The sequence below is a fragment of the Psychrobacter sp. GW64-MNA-CIBAN-0177 genome, assembly GCF_040309585.1.
Taxonomy (GTDB): domain Bacteria; phylum Pseudomonadota; class Gammaproteobacteria; order Pseudomonadales; family Moraxellaceae; genus Psychrobacter; species Psychrobacter okhotskensis.
In genome coordinates this window covers 189,076-205,612 of the sequence record NZ_JBEOOY010000004.1, presented here as the reverse complement: position 1 = coordinate 205,612, position 16,537 = coordinate 189,076, and the positions used below count along the sequence as shown (strand labels likewise).

At 42.4% G+C, this 16,537-nt stretch carries 12 protein-coding genes; 4 read left to right on the top strand and 8 right to left on the bottom strand.

Annotated elements, in window-relative coordinates:
* Positions 1 to 79 precede the first annotated feature (79 nt).
* Together drt3a and drt3b are read left to right on the top strand one after the other, a co-directional pair.
* Positions 80 to 964, top strand: coding sequence for an antiviral reverse transcriptase Drt3a (gene drt3a, locus AAEY79_RS04730; RefSeq protein ID WP_352287466.1), 885 nt, complete (start codon positions 80 to 82; stop codon positions 962 to 964).
* Positions 965 to 2,983 (top strand): antiviral reverse transcriptase Drt3b, encoded by a 2,019-nt coding sequence (drt3b, locus tag AAEY79_RS04725; protein WP_352287461.1) that lies wholly within the window; start codon positions 965 to 967, stop codon positions 2,981 to 2,983.
* Positions 2,984 to 3,544: 561 nt separating this feature from the next.
* Here drt3b and AAEY79_RS04720 read toward each other — a convergent pair.
* The 3 genes from AAEY79_RS04720 to AAEY79_RS04710 form a co-directional block, all read right to left on the bottom strand.
* Positions 3,545 to 5,110, bottom strand: coding sequence for an FGGY-family carbohydrate kinase (locus AAEY79_RS04720; RefSeq protein ID WP_352287458.1), 1,566 nt, complete (start codon positions 5,108 to 5,110; stop codon positions 3,545 to 3,547).
* A gap of 32 nt (positions 5,111 to 5,142) precedes the next feature.
* Positions 5,143 to 6,789: a glycerol-3-phosphate dehydrogenase/oxidase gene (locus tag AAEY79_RS04715; RefSeq protein WP_352287455.1), complete on the bottom strand. Its 1,647-nt coding sequence runs from the start codon at positions 6,787 to 6,789 to the stop codon at positions 5,143 to 5,145.
* 162 nt (positions 6,790 to 6,951) lie between these two features.
* Positions 6,952 to 8,712 (bottom strand): FAD-binding oxidoreductase, encoded by a 1,761-nt coding sequence (locus AAEY79_RS04710; protein WP_352287452.1) that lies wholly within the window; start codon positions 8,710 to 8,712, stop codon positions 6,952 to 6,954.
* A 718-nt stretch (positions 8,713 to 9,430) separates the two neighbouring features.
* Between AAEY79_RS04710 and guaA the strand changes: the two genes are divergently transcribed.
* The gene (gene guaA, locus AAEY79_RS04705; RefSeq protein WP_352287449.1) at positions 9,431 to 11,050 is read left to right on the top strand and encodes a glutamine-hydrolyzing GMP synthase; all 1,620 of its coding nucleotides are present in this window, start codon (positions 9,431 to 9,433) and stop codon (positions 11,048 to 11,050) included.
* A 48-nt stretch (positions 11,051 to 11,098) separates the two neighbouring features.
* A complete protein-coding gene (locus tag AAEY79_RS04700; RefSeq protein WP_201567674.1) occupies positions 11,099 to 12,085 on the top strand; it encodes a lipopolysaccharide assembly protein LapB in 987 nt (328 codons plus the stop codon).
* A 60-nt stretch (positions 12,086 to 12,145) separates the two neighbouring features.
* Here AAEY79_RS04700 and AAEY79_RS04695 read toward each other — a convergent pair whose 3' ends face one another.
* From AAEY79_RS04695 to AAEY79_RS04675, 5 genes are all read right to left on the bottom strand, one after another.
* The gene (locus AAEY79_RS04695; protein WP_025652918.1) at positions 12,146 to 12,952 is read right to left on the bottom strand and encodes a hypothetical protein; all 807 of its coding nucleotides are present in this window, start codon (positions 12,950 to 12,952) and stop codon (positions 12,146 to 12,148) included.
* 8 nt (positions 12,953 to 12,960) lie between these two features.
* Positions 12,961 to 13,491: a hypothetical protein gene (locus AAEY79_RS04690; protein WP_025652919.1), complete on the bottom strand. Its 531-nt coding sequence runs from the start codon at positions 13,489 to 13,491 to the stop codon at positions 12,961 to 12,963.
* Positions 13,488 to 14,279 carry a TIGR04255 family protein gene (locus AAEY79_RS04685; RefSeq protein ID WP_025645354.1) on the bottom strand — a complete coding sequence of 264 codons (792 nt, stop codon included), beginning with the start codon at positions 14,277 to 14,279 and terminating at the stop codon, positions 13,488 to 13,490. Before AAEY79_RS04685 ends, AAEY79_RS04690 begins: the two co-directional genes overlap by 4 nt.
* 164 nt (positions 14,280 to 14,443) lie before the next feature.
* Positions 14,444 to 15,448 (bottom strand): YhdH/YhfP family quinone oxidoreductase, encoded by a 1,005-nt coding sequence (locus AAEY79_RS04680; protein ID WP_350588022.1) that lies wholly within the window; start codon positions 15,446 to 15,448, stop codon positions 14,444 to 14,446.
* Positions 15,449 to 15,514: 66 nt separating this feature from the next.
* Complete coding sequence (locus AAEY79_RS04675) at positions 15,515 to 16,495, bottom strand: zinc-binding dehydrogenase (protein WP_352287445.1); 981 nt, start codon at positions 16,493 to 16,495, stop codon at positions 15,515 to 15,517.
* Positions 16,496 to 16,537: the final 42 nt, after the last annotated feature.

The window sequence follows — 16,537 nt, the reverse complement described above, 5'->3', positions numbered from 1 at the left end:
TATAACGTGGCATGATTGGTCCTTGTGCCCCCATTTGGATTATTCTTTAGGGGTGACAACTATCCTGCCATAGGGGGGTATCAATACTATTAGAAAAGCTCTAACTCACAAAGTTGTTAGTAATCAAACTAGGATATTGATTGAAAAAATTATAGAAGATGTGCATAAAACTGAAGGAGTCGGTTTACCAAGAGGGCTTGAATTCAGTCCATCACTTGCAGAACTAATTCTTCAAGATTTCGACAATAAGGTTCGTGTTCAAGACGATATATTTTTCTACTCAAGGTATGTAGACGATATACTAATAATATCATCAGGATTTGAAGACAGAAAAAAATTTCTAAAGTCTATTAAGTCTTTCTTACCTAACGAGCTTTCTTTTAACTACAATAAGCAGAAAATAATATATGTGTCACAAAGACATTACAACTTTTCTGAGGTTGCGACATTTGATTACCTAGGGTATGAGTACAAGGTCATAAATAATAAAATTGAAGGTGAAAATAGAAGTGAGAAGAAAAATAAATGCAAATCAATTTTTAGAGGGGTTGAAGTTTCTCTTACACAGCAAAAGATAAAAAAAATAAAGACTAGGGTTTATAGGTCTATTTACTGTTATCTAAAGACCGGTGATTTTAAGCTATTAGAAGACAGGCTAGCTTTTCTAACTTCGAATAGATTAATGAAGGATAAAAAGACGAATAAAGTGTTTGCAACAGGTCTTTACTATAGCAATGTAAATATAGATAGTAGTTCTGAAAGCCTTAAAAAAATAGATGTTTATTTAAGAAAATTGATACTCAAAGCGCCTATGAGTAGTAGAGTTGCAAACAGTTATACTTTGAGTAATAGACAAAAAAGATTACTACTTAACTATTCCTTTGAAAAAGGGTTTCTAAATAACAACTATAAAAGATTTTCTCCCGACAGACTCCGACTTATAAAAGACGCTTGGAGATACTAAATGAAACCAATAAAGTTAGATAAAAAAGACTATTTTAGAGCTTTGCTAACAGATACGATTCCATCCGATGTACCTATAATATTTAGTAACGCTGGACTATATATTAATAGTCATATAGTCAAAAATGATAAAAACAGTCAAAAAACAAAAGTTGTTAAGTATTTATACGAGCTGCTAATTAGACCCGAATTAGATGAGAATTTATCAGTTAAAAAAAGAAACGAACTTCAGAAGAGTAAGTCTGAACCGTTTAAATATAAGATAATTAAGAATGAGCTTAGACTTAGAACATTGTCTTTAGTACATCCAAGATCACAAATGAATTACCTCGAAGTATATAGAGAGGATTCTGACATGTTATTATCATTATGTGATAAAAATAATTTCTCAATTAGAAGTCCTATAAGAATTTGTAATTCCTTTTATCTGAATAAAAAAGAGCCAGAAGTATTACAAAGATCTTATAAGGAGGTTCGAATAGATACTATTGAGGAAGAAATGTTTAAAAAACACTCTTCTTCATTCTATTCTTATAGAGGGTACGATCGTATATATAAGTTCTATACTTCTCCTCTCTATAGAGAGATGGAGGCTAAGTTCTCATACATGTATATGCTAGATGTTGCTAATTGTTTTGATAGTATATATACACATACAATCTCTTGGGCTTCTAAAAATAAAGACTATATAAAAGGTAGTTATGTCAGATGGAGTAATCAGTTTGCTCAAAAACTAGATACTATAATGCAGAGAAGTAACGCTAATGAAACTAACGGTATTCCAGTTGGATCAGAATTTAGTCGTATTTTCGCAGAAATAATATTTCAAGATATTGATACGAATATCGAGAAAGAGCTGGATACTGTTTACTCACTTTATAATAAAGAGGATTATCAGGTACTGAGATATGTAGATGATTATATTGTTTTTGGTATGACGGATGAAATCTGTAAAACAGTTTCTGCTGTTGTCAGCGACCGCTTATCGGATTATAATCTTTATATTAATAACGAAAAATTATCTAAGTTTGAAAGACCTTTTTTTACTGAAAAATCTAAAACGATAGTAGCTTTAACAAGGTGTCTAAATTATTTTGAAAGTAAAGTATTTCAGGAAAATTACTTAAAAAAACGTGAGTATTTGTATAGTAAAATCTATAGAAAAGATAGTTTCATGAATAAATTTATGGATGAAGTAAGACTGGTAGTCAAATCAAATACTAATAGCGGCTATGCTCAAGTTTCATCTTATTTAGTATCCTTTTTTACAAAACGGATAAGCTGTTCTATTGATTTTTATGATAAATATATTACTAATGAAGGCTCGAATGAAATTTTTGTTAGTAATATAGAGCTAATGATAGAACTGATATTTTTTTATTACAAAGTTTATCCTACTATCAACGCTTCAAGTAAAGTAGCTAAAGTAATAATATCTTTACTAGATTTTCTTGAATCTAATATTAATCTCAAAATATACTCCCCAAGAATAAAGAGTCTTGTTGTTAATACAATAAAAGAAATTAGTTTTGATAGATATAAAAGTGAGAGGCGCAAAGGGTATATATCTATTGAAAAGCTAAACGTAGTACTAATAACTAGTAACTTTGGAGATCACTTTAGACTTCCACCTAATTATTTTGAAGGCTTAATTAATAGTAGTGATGATCTTAATTATTTTGAGATTATTTCTTTGCTTTATTATTTCAACAACCATAGTGAATATATCGAAATTAAAAATAAAGTTATTAGTATAGCTATGAGTAGACTTAGTTCATATAATGTAATTAAGGATGATTCTGAGTTAGTTCACTTATTACTAGATGTACTATGTTGTCCATACATTCCTTTTGATGTAAGAGTAAGAGCTTTAAAGTTGGCTAATGACGATATAAAGCAACTACCCCATACGATTGAATCTTGTGTCAATGTTCTTGAAGATAGCTATTGGTTTGTAAATTGGAAAGACTTTAATATTAAACAACTTATAGAACGTAATGAGTTGAAATTACAATACTAATAGGTTATCTTTCTAGGTGGAAGAGGATCGTGCCAATATTACTTTCCCTCTGAAATACCTTTTCTTCTAGTGTTTTAGATGAAGCTTTTTAAGCAAGTCGGATAGTTGTAAACAGAAATGAATCGTTATAACAAGGTTTATGTGGGTTTGCCGACCTTTCATGAGCAACTTCCTGAGCGCATACTATAGCAACATTGTATGCCACACACCTGATGTTGAGGCATCCCTCTTCCACTTAACATTTTTGTAATATCCTTATCGATCATTCTTTCTTAAATCAACTGCCTGAATACTCAATATCTTCTTTAAAGTTGTTTGGAATAGTTGCCTTGTGGCGCGTTTTAGCCGTGACTGACGCGGTATCCTGTGCGACTAAGCGGGTTGCGGGCACTTGGCTGAGGGTAGTGTCGAGAATACAGGAATGCCATCAGCCATTAGTGCCCGCCACGCTTAGGGGTACAGATACAAGCAAAAGGCGCGATTAGCTCCCACAACATACCAACCAAAAGCATCCCACCTTTTGGCCACTCCCAATACATCCACACCTCAAACTTGCACAGACTACTTGGCGGGGTAGCCTGTGATGTCTTGAATGCTTTGGTATAAGGGTTTTAGGCGCTCGTACATCTTCAGATAGACCTCGTTATACAGACGCTTGTAGAGTTGCACGTTGGCTTCAATAGGTAAGAATTCGTCGCCTAAATGGGTCATGGCGTCGCTGGCAGCAGCGTGGTCAGGATAGACGCCGAGACCCACCGCGCAGTTGATGGCAGCGCCGAGGCCAGTGGCTTCAAAAGTGTGCGGGCGGTAGGCGGGCATGGCAAAGATGTCGGCGGTGAGCTGCATAGCGGCGTCGCTTTGGGAGCCGCCGCCTGAGACGCGCAGGTGTTTGATGGGTTTGCCGGTGCGCTTTTCAATCGTATCAAATCCAAGCTTAAGCTCGTAAGCCAGCCCTTCTAAGATAGCGCGATAGACGTGGGCGCGGGTGTGCACATCGCCAAAACCGATAAGCGAGCCTTTGCCTTCAAGTCCAGGATGACGCACGCCCGGCGACCAATAGGGCTGCATAATGAGTCCCATGCTGCCTGCTGGAATGCCTTTGACGGCGGCGTCGAGGAGCTTTTCGGTGTCTATGCCTTGGGTTTTGGCAAGCGCTTGCTCATAGTGGGCGAATTGTTCTTTAAACCAGCTGACCATCCAAAAGCCGCGATAAATCATGTACTCGTGATTGTAGTAATGCGGGGCGGCGGCGGTGTAGGCGGGCATGTGTTTGAGAATCTCGACATAATCGGGGGAGATGGTGTTGATGGTGGCGGTGGTGCCAAAGCTAAGGCATGCGGTATCGGCGGACAGTCCCGCTGCGCCTAGGGCTTCGCAGGCTTTGTCACTGGCGGCGGCAATCATTGGCGTGCCCTCTGGGATACCTGTGACTTTGGCAGCTTTGGCGCTTATCTCACCAAGATTTTGGCCTGGCGGGACGATTTTGGGCATTTGCTCGGGGGTACAGCTAAACAGTCGCCATTTAAGGTCTTTGGGTTTGAGCCATGTTTGCGCTTTGTAGTCATACGGCAGATAGCCGACGGCGTGACCATTTGAGTCGATAAGTTCACTTACTAGCTGATAAGTGAGGTAGGCGGAGAGATTGACGTAGTGCGCAGTCTTTGCCCATATCTCAGGCTCGTTTTGCGCCAGCCAATTACAGCGCGCTTTTTGCTGGGCGTCTTTGACTAATTCGCCCATGCCGATGATTTTGGTCAGCGGGTTTAAAAAACCAATGTCATGAGTTTCAGCGCGGCGCAAATCCATCCAGACGATAGCGGGGCGAAGCGGCTGTTTGTCTTTATCCAAACAAATCATCGTATAACGCTGAGTGGCGAGACTGACGCCGGCGATTTGCTCAGGTTTAATATCGCAGCTTTGCCACAGCTTTTGGCAGGCCTCCCATAGCTTTTGCCAATAGTAGTCGGCGTGCTGCTCGGCATAATTGGGCTGCTCGGAGAAATACGGCTCGATAGGCACACGGGCTTTGGCGATCTCAGTGCCAAATTGATCAAAGATAAGCGCTCTGACGCTTTGGGTACCATTATCAATGGCTAAGAAATAAATAGGGTCATCAAGGGTGGTCATAGTCGTCCTTAACTATGTGGTGATAAAAAACATTAAGCCGCAGGCAGATGATAATAATGCTGCCATAAGTCTTGATAGCGAGCGACTTCTTGCTGCCACTTTTGCTCATCCCAACCAAGCTCTTGCTGGCAAATTTGCTTCAGTCTGGCACTGATTAATGGCGTCATCGCACCATGCGGCAGTATCAACCCTAAGCGCGTACGACGCAGTAGTAGGTCATCCAAATGAATGACTTGCTCATAGCGTGCAGCAAAACGAATCTCCGCCCAAATGGTATTGCTGTCGGTGACATAAGCCAAATCGTCGTCATGGGCAAGTTCAAGCAACCTATCAAGTTGTAGACCGTAAAACCCTTGTAAGCGCTGTTGTAGAGATTTTGGTAAAGTGGCGAATTTGGGGTTGGTTGGGATTTGATTGCTAAAGACTTGGTCGCTGTCTAGGTTGTTGTTTTGAACAACTGATTCATCAAGGGCGAGCACTTCTTGACACTTTTTAAGGACATCAAGCGCAATGAGGCGAAAGGTCGTGAGCTTACCACCGCTGACGGTCACTAAATTATTATCTAGCCACACGCTATGATCGCGCTTTTCTTTGCTCGGACTGACGCGCTTACCGTCGCCACCTTCTGAAATCAGTGGACGCACGCCCGCCCACGTGCTGATGACATCCTCTCGATTGAGATCGGCATCATCAAACAGCGCATTGGTCGCCGCTAGTAGGTAATCGACCTCTTCGCTAGTAATACCGACCTCTTCATCGCCTAATGGTGGATGATCCAAATCGGTGGTGCCAAGGACGGTGCGGTTTTCCCACGGAAAGACGAACACCGCTCTTTTATCGACAGGGTGTAAAAAAGTATAGGCCTGATGAATAGGCAAGCGCTCTTGACTGACTACCAAATGACTGCCGCGTGAGGGACGGATCTGCTTATTAAAGGTTTGCTCCGTTTGCTTACTGGCTTGCATCCGTAAGGTGTCCGCCCAAGCACCTGTGGCACTAACCACGACTTTGGCATGAACTTTATAAGTCTGATTGCTATTTTCAGAAGAGGTATCTCTAAGATCTACACCAACGACTAAGCCCTGCTCATTAGTGAGTAACGACTCAGCTTTTAAGTAGTTAATCGCCTGCGCACCGTCATGTATGGCTTCGTCCAGCACGCGCATCACGAGTCGCGAGTCATCGGTCACCGCATCGCTAAACTGACTGGCACCCAAAAAATTATTTTGCTTGATATGAGGATTCAGACGCAAAAAAGCGTCCTTTTTAAAGTAGGTAAAATAGCGCTTGCCTGCCAGCTTATCGTAGACGCGAAGCAAAGTATTAAATATCCATGGCGGCGGGAACTTGCCTTTATAATGCGGCATAACGAAATGCATCTCGTTGACTAAGCCGCCAGCCTCACTCAGCATGCGCTCACGTTCACGCACGCTAAGCAAAGTCGTTTTATAATCGCCCGAGGCAATATAGCGTAGTCCGCCATGTACCATTTTACTAGAGCGGCTGGACGTGCCCCAAGCAAAGTCTTTTTGCTCGATAAGTAATACCGCAAGACCACGCCTTGCCGCCTCACGAGCAATGCCTGCGCCCGTGATACCACCGCCGATAATGAGCATATCCCAAGGCTGCGTTTGAGATAAGGGCGCTAGGGCTTGCTCACGTTGTTTGGTTTGGTTCATAGGTGATTCATCTTAGTTATCCATTGATATGACATAGGCAATTTTAAACAAAAAAGCGTCATGATTACGGTGTGCGACAGCAATATTTTTTCTTGCGTGCTGCGCCAGAAGAGGCTGCTTAAAAATATCGCTATAGTACTTATCATTCCTCTTTTTAAGCAATCATTCTTCAAGTAAAACGCCCGGATTCATACGTTGTTCAGGATCTAAGCTTTTGATCATATCGCTGGTGACTTGTAGGCCAAGCGCGCCTTTTTCAGCGCCAAGATAAGGGGCGTGATCACGGCCAACACCATGCTGATGCGATATTGTCGCTGTACCATTGGCCAAACTTAAACTGGCCGCCTTTTTAATTTTTTGCCAGCGTTTTAAGGTAGCAGCATGATCTTTTGCCGCTCTAAAAAAGTAAGTCGTATAAAGACTGGCACCTTGTTTATAAACGTGCGAGATATGAGTAAACGCCATGACGTCTTCGCCTTCATCTGCTAGCGAAGTTTTCACCGCATCCTGCATCTGTGCCATTTGCTCATCGATATTAATCCAGTTGGTCGCGGTCTCAAAGGTATCGACCATGATGCCTTTTTCCCACAGAGTGCCACGAAGATAAGGAAACTTGAAACGCCCGTGTGCCCAGATATTGCCCATGATATCGGTCAGCTTACCCGTGACACTACCGTGCTGCTTTAATAATTTATTGAACTGGGTCAGCGCGAGTTTATTCTGCGCTTTATCGCCTGAGACGCCGTAAGTCAGCATGACTTTATCTGAGCTAAGCCCGCGCGCTTTTAGATAAGTGCTAATAGCCAAGAATTGACTAGGCGTAGTGCCCAGATGTAAGTGTGCATCGGTCTCGACTGCATTACTGAGACGTAGCATAGACAGACGAACATTGCTCTGCACCGCTTGTTTTAGTACGGCTTTACCTGCTGCCCAATTGGGTAAAAAGGCAACTTTAAATAGCTCTTGTTCCGGTTGTGACTGTACGCGCATTTTTACTGTCGTAAAGATGCCGGCGCGACCTTCGGTGCCCATCATCATCTCACGCAAATCAGGCCCTGCCGATGAAGCCGGAATATCAGCGATATTTAGCACACCTTGCGGCGTGACTAGCGTACCGCCCGCAAACATTTGCTCGATGCGCCCGTAGCCCAACGACTGCTGACCACTAGAGCGCGCGGCGATCCAACCGCCAAGGGTTGACAGCTCCCAAGACTGCGGATAATGTCCCAAGCGGTAGCCATGCTCGTCCAGTTGTTTCTCAACGGCTGGCCCTTGCGTACCCGCACCAAAGGTTGCGATTTGACTCTCATTATCTAAGTCCATCAGCTGATCCATCTTGCTCATAGCGACGGTCAATACGGGGCGCGAGCCCTTTTGTGGATTGATATGACCAACGACGGAAGTACCACCACCAAAAGGAATGACGATAAGATCATGCTCTTGGGCTAATTTAAGTAATTGCTCGACATCATCAGTCGATTCAGGGAAAGCGACACCATCAGGGAAGACTTCAAAGTCACCACCGTGCATAGCGATCCAATCGGGAAAACTTTGCCCACGGGCGTGTCTAAGTCTCACTTCGTTATCGACAGATACGGTATCAAGCTCAGTCATAGCAACAGGCAAGCGGGATTTGGGGACGGTTTTAAGTACTTGCTGCAAGCTGACAGACTTTAGCTTATTGGTTTTGCCGATGTGTGATTTGATTAATTTCGCACCGTGTGGTGAGACTTTTTTATTGATACTGACATTGCCCCAGCCATTCCAGCGCGTTTGCTCGATGGGTGTATTTAAGGAGGTATTATCTTTTGAGACGCTATCTACACTGATGTTATCGATATTTTTATTATCAGAATTTACGGCGATAGGTGCAGACTGGTCAGATTTAGGGCTTTTACGGATAAGGGATTTGATTTTGCTCATAGAAGTTTAGCCTTTCGATTTATTATATAGTCACATTTTATATAAATCGGATGCGAGGTCAGGCGCGCTCAGTCTACTATCCTGTAGACACTTCACTCGTCTTCCCTGTATCCAAATTATCCTGAACCGACTATCACTTTTATTTAGGTTTGGATTGAGATCTGGTGTTAATCATTAGAGCCAATATAACGATCGCTTAACGGCAGATAGTGAGCGACAGCTAGCGATGCTATAACCTACCTACTATCAAATCATTACAACGTCAACCTCGCTGACCATACTAATGTATAGCTTGTACTCGATTGCTTTGTATTAATATATATTGATATCATTTGCGAATGACTATATATCTACCGTGCTAACGTTAAACTGCTTATCATTTGAGCATATCACAATATAAACAAAACGTTTATACGTACTCGTCATTTGTATAATAAAAAATTATCATTTTTGTTAAACAGTCCTATTATTAGGACTTACTCGAATATAAATGTCATCTCCACCTAGCTATTTATTAAGAATTATTTATTGAGCTTGCTGTCTCTTTTTTCCCCACGCTTGCCTTCTGACATTCAAATAATCGTCAATATTCGCTAATAACGGGTCATCGCTATTGATAACTAGCAAAAATCGTCAATAATTAACCATCTAATAGCCAATAGAGGACGTAAACTTGTTAAAATAGGCCACCAATTTATTTATTGATGGACATCGATTTATGACCACTGCCGCTGCCACTTCTACAATACCGACTATCAAGCAAGACCGCATCTTAATCCTCGATTTTGGCTCGCAATATAGCCAGCTGATCGCCCGCCGTGTGCGCGATTCTGGGGTGTTTTGTGAGATGTTCCCTTACGACATCGACACTCAGCGTATCACGGATTTTGGTGCCAAAGGTGTCATCCTATCGGGTGGTCCTGAGAGCGTACACGCAGAGAATAGCCCACGTATCAACGATGCCGTGTTTGACTTGGGCGTGCCAGTATTGGGCATTTGCTACGGTATGCAGGCGATGGCGGATCGTTTCGGTGGGCAGGTTCATGCCAGTGATATTCATGAGTTTGGTGCGGCGACCATCGAAGTAAATGGTCACTCGCAGCTGACTGACGGTATCGAAGACAGCAAGACTGACGGCGCGGCTGCCAAGCTAAACGTTTGGATGAGCCATGGTGATAAAGTCATCGAAGCGCCTAAAGGCTTTGACATCGTTGCTAGTACGCCAAGCTGTCCGATTGCGATTATGGCCGATGATGCCAAACAGTACTATGGTCTACAGTTCCACCCAGAAGTCACGCATACGCTACAAGGACAAGAATTGCTTGGTCGTTTCGTGCATCAGATTTGCGGCTGTGCAGGCGACTGGACACCAGACAATATCGCTGATATGCGTATCGCCCAGTTAAAAGAGCAAATCGGTGACAAGCAAGTATTGCTCGGACTATCGGGCGGCGTGGACAGCTCAGTCGTTGCAGCACTATTGCACAAAGCAATCGGTGATCAGCTGACTTGTGTGTTCGTTGATAATGGTCTCTTGCGTTTGCATGAAGGCGATCAGGTCATGCAAGTTTTTGCAGAAAACATGGGCGTTAAAGTCATCCGTGTTGATGCTGAAGATTTGTTCTTAGATGCGCTAGCAGGCGAGTCTGATCCAGAGAAAAAACGCAAAATCATTGGTAAAACCTTCATCGACGTATTCGCTGATAGTGCGCGTCAAGTGAGCGAGCAGAGCGATGGTAAAGTTGTTGAGTTCTTAGCACAGGGTACGATTTACCCAGACGTCATCGAATCTGCCAAATCACATCAAGGCAAAGCCCACGTCATTAAGAGCCACCACAACGTCGGTGGGTTGCCAGATGACTTGGCATTTAAGCTGATTGAGCCGTTACGTGATTTGTTCAAAGATGAAGTGCGCAAGCTTGGTATTACTTTAGGCTTACCAGCAAAAATGATCTATCGTCATCCGTTCCCAGGTCCAGGTTTGGGCGTGCGTATCTTGGGTGAAGTGAAAAAAGAATACGCGGATGTCTTGCGTTTGGCTGATGCTATCTTTATGCAAGAGCTTGAGCGTTCAGGCTGGTATGACAAAACGGCGCAAGCCTTTGCCGTATTCCAACCAATCAAATCAGTCGGCGTGGTCGGTGATGGCCGCCGCTATGCGTGGGTAATCGCGCTACGTGCGGTTGAGACTGTTGACTTTATGACGGCGCGCTTTGCGCATCTGCCGTATGATTTGATCGAGACGGTATCGAACCGCATCATGAACGAAATTGCTGATGTGTCACGTGTGACTTATGATGTGTCGAGCAAGCCGCCGGCTACTATTGAGTGGGAATAATTATTCATATGCTATGATTGTAATATCAACGCAAAGGAGTGATGGACTATGAAACTGGTTCATGTGGGACAGAACGAGTGGATGTTTGAAGATGACGTTAGCGATAAGTCGGCTGACAATAGATCAAATGCGCTTGGCGCTGGTAGAGCGCTTAATCTTAAAATAAAAGCCTTTGTAGATGCCGAGGTAAAAAGAGGTCGTGATATCAACGATATTATGAATGAAGTCATGACCAAATTTCAGCATGAAATTGTGCAAGACTTTGATGAGCAGCCGCTAACCTCATTCCAAGTGATACAGATGACGCTGGAGAAAGAAGGTTATGAAGTGGCTCGTGATATTGCTCAGTTTTTAGTATTAGAGAATATGAATGACCCTGATGCTTACTTTAACTTAGCATTTTTGTGTGAGCAGCATGATGACAGCTTTTTAGCACTATTGAGTAGCCGCGAATGTATGCGCCTATACTTAGAGTATTTCCCCAAAAACTTTAATTGGCAAAAAAGTAAGCTGCCATGGGGCATCATGGATAACCGTCCCTTTTTGCGAGCGCTGTTTCAGCTGGCAAATGTCTATGCTGACAATATGAGCTTTGATGAAGCCTGCGAGCAGGGAGAAAGGCTGCTACAAGTTTGCCCTAATGACAACCTAGGTATGCGTGAAGCGCTGATAGAATGGTACATGTTTACCGAAGAGTATCAGAAAATAATTCGAATTTGCGACAACTATCCAGAGGATATGCTTGCAAATATCGCTTTCGGTAAGGTGCTGGCTTACTGTTATCAAGATAAATTAGATAAGGCTGAAAAAGAGTGGGATATCGCAAAAGATAACTTGCCTGAAGTGGCGCATGAAATTCTTAAAAAGCGTCATCCTAGACCACGCGGTATGGGTATCAATAGTTATGGTATCGAAATTGGTGGTAAAGAGCAGGCTTATCTCTACTGGCAAGATATGGGCGATTGGTGGGAAGAAAATACTACCGCTCAAACCCTGATTGAGAAAAAACGTGCTGAGAAAAAGAAGAAAAAATAATTTGATTTAGCGGCACTTCTCTTTAGTTAAAACACTCAACTTGGTTGGGTGTTTTTTTGTCTAAATTCCTGTATCAGGTGGTATAGGGTTATTTTCTTCGTACGAAAGATAGTCAAAATTGATACGTTGATATTGGCGTAAAGTACCTACAGAAATTTTAAATTCAGTGCCTACTTTAGGAACAGAGACGTCCATTCCTGCATCTTTTAATATATCGGCATATTCATTAAGTGCATCAGTAGCAGAAGCAATAGACTGATCATTAGAAGCTATACCTAACAAATTAACTGAATAAGTTTCTTCATCCTTAATATCTCGATTTGGATAAATCTCAACATATATACCAGTTAGATGTTCATTAGCTCGCTTAGCAATCTTTTTTCTTTTACCTTTCTTATCAGAAGACGCGATTAGCTGATCGAATTTAGTAGGTAATGCTGGTCTTTTATAACGACCAGCTAGCCAATCAATATACTGATTTAGATTCCCTTCTAAAAAGTTAATTGAAGAATCAGGTTTAAATTCTTCAAGAAGTGACTTTTTTATTTGAATTTTTTCGTGAGCTTTTAGCTCTAAAATAACCTTCTCATCAGAGCTGTTTGAGATGGCTTCTATATGCAATATTCTAGGATGACGATTATGGCTATACTGTTTATTAAACGCTTCAACTGATAAAAGCCGGACAATAGAGAGCTCGATGTATTCTTCTTGCGAGGAGGCAACGTCGCATGATTGTGAGGCAACAACCAACAAGTTGTTAGCAGATATAGTGAACGTACTATCTATATCACCTATTAGCTTTGCAACTGATTCAGGTTTGACAAAGCTGCCTTGTCGCCATCCTAATGCTTCGAGTATACGCTGCATTTAAACCTCTAAATCAAACCTACTTCAGGCGTCAGTGATTGATGAGTAAGACGTCGACCTGCAAAAATTATTTTTTCTCTATCAAGCTTTTCGTCTGTCAACATTTGCATCACGCTAGTAGAACCTAGGATAGGGGTAAACAGCTTTTCTTTATCAGTAGGAAGCTTGTTATAACTCCAGTCTTCTGCGATAACGCTTAACTCAAACACTCTTTGTCTATCTTTTTCTTTACTAATCCCTTGCTTCTCCCAGTTGTACAGTGTTTTTCTTGAGACACCAACAAGGTTAGCAAGCTCTTCATCACTCAAATCAAAATACTCTTTTATTGTCGAAAGCTGAGACTGGCGAGTATTGTACTTAACATTAATACTTGATCCGCTTGCTTGGCTCATTTTGTCAATTATATAACGACTGTTATCGTAACTGGTTGATTTCTTAAAAGCATAGGCTGGAGTAGTGGCAAGAATAGAAGCGCCTATAAAAGCGGTAGTAATATTCTTATTTATCCAGCTATTTGCTCCATAACTGTTTTGTCTCATTTCCATGCCTCCTTGGCTTGTTCTGTTGTTACATTCCAAAATGCTTTTCGACTGATTTTATGCATGTTTGATAGTTTACTAAGTATTAATCCTTTATTAAAATCTAGTGGACCGGACTCTTCTTCCTGAGCATTCCATACATGGTCGATATCCAATAGTAGTCTTTTGACAGGCTTATCAGAAGATTTTTCTATTGCAATGGGTAAATTCTCTGCATCAGGCCAAACTAAAACTTTATCCTCACCGTATATCGAACGAATAAAAATAGCCCCTTCTGTCGTTCTCCATAAAGTTTCATTAGTCTGTCTTAGTAAGCTCCCTGACAGTTTTAAATCATCGTTGTTGTATAGTCTAGGCTGAACAAAATCTTCTATTGAACCTTTGCCTTCAATGTTAAAAATGGTATCGCTATAACGTAAGCCAAGACCTAAACAGAGGCTTGGGTTAATAACATCTATGATAGTTTGTAATAAGAAATCACAGTTCTCTTCAAATCCATTAAAGCGTTCATATTCACTAGTCATAAACAATAAACGATTCTGGTTAACCGAAGCTGCGGTATGACTATTTTTAGAGATAAACTCCCAGTTGGCTTGAGCCTCTAAGCTTATACCGTTAGGCGACACCGTAATTTCTTGGGTCTCAGTGTTTCTTAGAATTGGTAGCTTATTTCTCAAAGCATCTTGAATCTTAGGTATGTATTCCTTTATACCTAGTATAGGAGAAAATCTAAATTCTGCTAATACAAAGACCAAAGGTTGATTCGATAACTTTTTATAGTCACACATGTTGAACTCTCAGTAAGCTGATAAGTCTATTTAAAGTTATTATATAATACACACTATGTGTAATTAGTTGTGTAATTTTTGGAAAACAGTTGAGAATTCCAAAAAAAGCAGCGCTCCAAAAAAGAGCACTGCCATTATATAAAAACTAAGTTCTAAGCCAAACCCTAACCCCGCACATTCACCACATAACGCCCAACTACCTTACTCGACATAAAGCGATCCAGATATTCTGGCGTTTGCTCAAGCGTAATCTCTTCGCCATAGCTCTCTAGATTAGGCAGTTTCATATCGGTGGCGACACGTTGCCAAATAGCTTCTTTATCAGCTAGCGGGATATAAACCGAGTCGACACCCAATAATGACACTGCTCTGGTGATAAATGGCATAACCGTCATCGAAAACTCCGCACCGCCCGCTAGGCCGCAACTGGTCACTGCGCCGCCCGCTTTGGTTTGCTTGAGCAAATTAGCTAGATAATCGCCACCGAGCGTATCAATGGCATTGGCCCACAGCTCACGACCGATAGGTTTGCTACCGATTTCATTGATCGTATCGCGATGACGGACTTCACTCGCGCCCAGCTCTTTTAGATAATCGCTTTGTTCTGGCTTACCTGAGAAAGCGATAACCTCGTAGCCCAATTGACTTAATATCGCGATACTGATACTACCGACGCCGCCCGTAGCGCCCGTGACCGCGACTGGGCCATCACTGGGTTTTGCGCCCATTTTTTCTAACTTTTGCACACTTAACGCTGCGGTGAGACCGCCCGTACCGTAAATCATCGCTTCTTTTAATGTCAGCGACGACGGGCAGGGGAGCGCCCAATCGGCAGGGATAGAAATCATCTGACCCAGACCGCCATCCGTATCCATACCCAAATCATAGCCAAATACCAATACTTCTTGCCCCGCGGTAAACGTACCTGATTTGTCACTGACCACGACGCCTGCCGCATCAATACCAGGGGTATGCGGATATTGTTTGGTAATTCTTTTATTGCCCGATGCCGACATGGCATCTTTGAAATTTAACGAGGAATAATGCACTTCTATCAACAAGTCATTTTCTGGCAAGTCACTGACGTTACGTGTTTGAATGCTTTTATCGAACGTACCGTCGCTGGTTTCTTCGACGACTAAGGCTTTAAAGGTTTTATTATTAGACATTATATTATTCCTATTTTATTGCTTTTATATTGAATGTATTTTCAACGAATCTCTTAAACCAGCAGCTTAAGGCTTAATCAATACTTTGCCTTTTTTGCCAGATTGTACCTTACCAGATACCGCTTCGTTAATATTGTCCAGCGTATAAATCCCGCCTGTTGGTAGCTTTAACTTACCGCTAGCGGCGCGCTCGATAAGCTCTTTTATCAAACGGCTTTTATTATCAGCATCCATCTTTTGCATCAATGCACCGCCCCAAAACCCTTTGAGGGTCGCTTGCTTAAAGATGAGATGAGTCGGATTGAGCGCGAGTGGCTGACCAGACATCGCACCCACCGCTGCCATGATACCGCCATGACCGAGCAAGCTTAGTAAATCACCGCCAGATTGACCGCCGACAGAGTCGACTGCGCCGCTTATTTTTGCATCACCGATAATTTGACGGACTTGATCTTTCCAGTCATCATCATCGCTCACCACGTTGTTTTCGGTGATACCAATTTCGGTCAGCTCGTTTGCTGACTCTTTACTACGCACGACGTTGATGGTATTGATACCGCGCTCAGCTGCCAACATCGCAAGCGATTCACCAACTGCGCCATTGGCGGCATTTTGAATGACCCATTGACCTTTTTCTAGTTCTAAAAACTCAATGAGCATCAAGGCGCTCATCGGCATGGCAATAAGCTGCGCGGCCATTTCATCATCGATGGCGTCCGGTATAGGAATGACGCTACTGGCAGGCGCGGTGAAGTACTCGGCCCACGTGCCTTCGACACCGGTGACCACCACACGTTGACCCGCTTCCATACCTTTGACGCCATCGCCGATAGCATCAACAGTACCCACGGCTTCGCTACCAGCAAGTGCGGGCAGTTTTGGCTTGGTGCCATATTGGCCTTGGATAGTGATGAGGTCGTGGTTATGGATGGAGGATAAAATAGTCTTGATACGGACTTCGTTTTCTTTTGGCTCCGGCATTGGGCTGTCAATGATCGTTAGTACGTCTGACGGTTTGCCAAATTCGTTGTAGGTTACGCTGCGCATACTTATATCCTTTTTTATTGTTAGATAGCTATCGTTAATTAT

Bases quoted from the DNA above. Each gene is read 5' to 3' on its own strand.
- drt3b (WP_352287461.1), top strand. From the start codon at position 965: ATGAAACCAATAAAGTTAGATAAAAAAGACTATTTTAGAGCTTTGCTA.
- AAEY79_RS04720 (WP_352287458.1), bottom strand. From the start codon at position 5,110: ATGACCACCCTTGATGACCCTATTTATTTCTTAGCCATTGATAATGGT.
- AAEY79_RS04715 (WP_352287455.1), bottom strand. From the start codon at position 6,789: ATGAACCAAACCAAACAACGTGAGCAAGCCCTAGCGCCCTTATCTCAA.
- AAEY79_RS04710 (WP_352287452.1), bottom strand. From the start codon at position 8,712: ATGAGCAAAATCAAATCCCTTATCCGTAAAAGCCCTAAATCTGACCAG.
- guaA (WP_352287449.1), top strand. From the start codon at position 9,431: ATGACCACTGCCGCTGCCACTTCTACAATACCGACTATCAAGCAAGAC.
- AAEY79_RS04700 (WP_201567674.1), top strand. From the start codon at position 11,099: ATGAAACTGGTTCATGTGGGACAGAACGAGTGGATGTTTGAAGATGAC.
- AAEY79_RS04695 (WP_025652918.1), bottom strand. From the start codon at position 12,952: ATGCAGCGTATACTCGAAGCATTAGGATGGCGACAAGGCAGCTTTGTC.
- AAEY79_RS04690 (WP_025652919.1), bottom strand. From the start codon at position 13,491: ATGAGACAAAACAGTTATGGAGCAAATAGCTGGATAAATAAGAATATT.
- AAEY79_RS04685 (WP_025645354.1), bottom strand. From the start codon at position 14,279: ATGTGTGACTATAAAAAGTTATCGAATCAACCTTTGGTCTTTGTATTA.
- AAEY79_RS04680 (WP_350588022.1), bottom strand. From the start codon at position 15,448: ATGTCTAATAATAAAACCTTTAAAGCCTTAGTCGTCGAAGAAACCAGC.
- AAEY79_RS04675 (WP_352287445.1), bottom strand. From the start codon at position 16,495: ATGCGCAGCGTAACCTACAACGAATTTGGCAAACCGTCAGACGTACTA.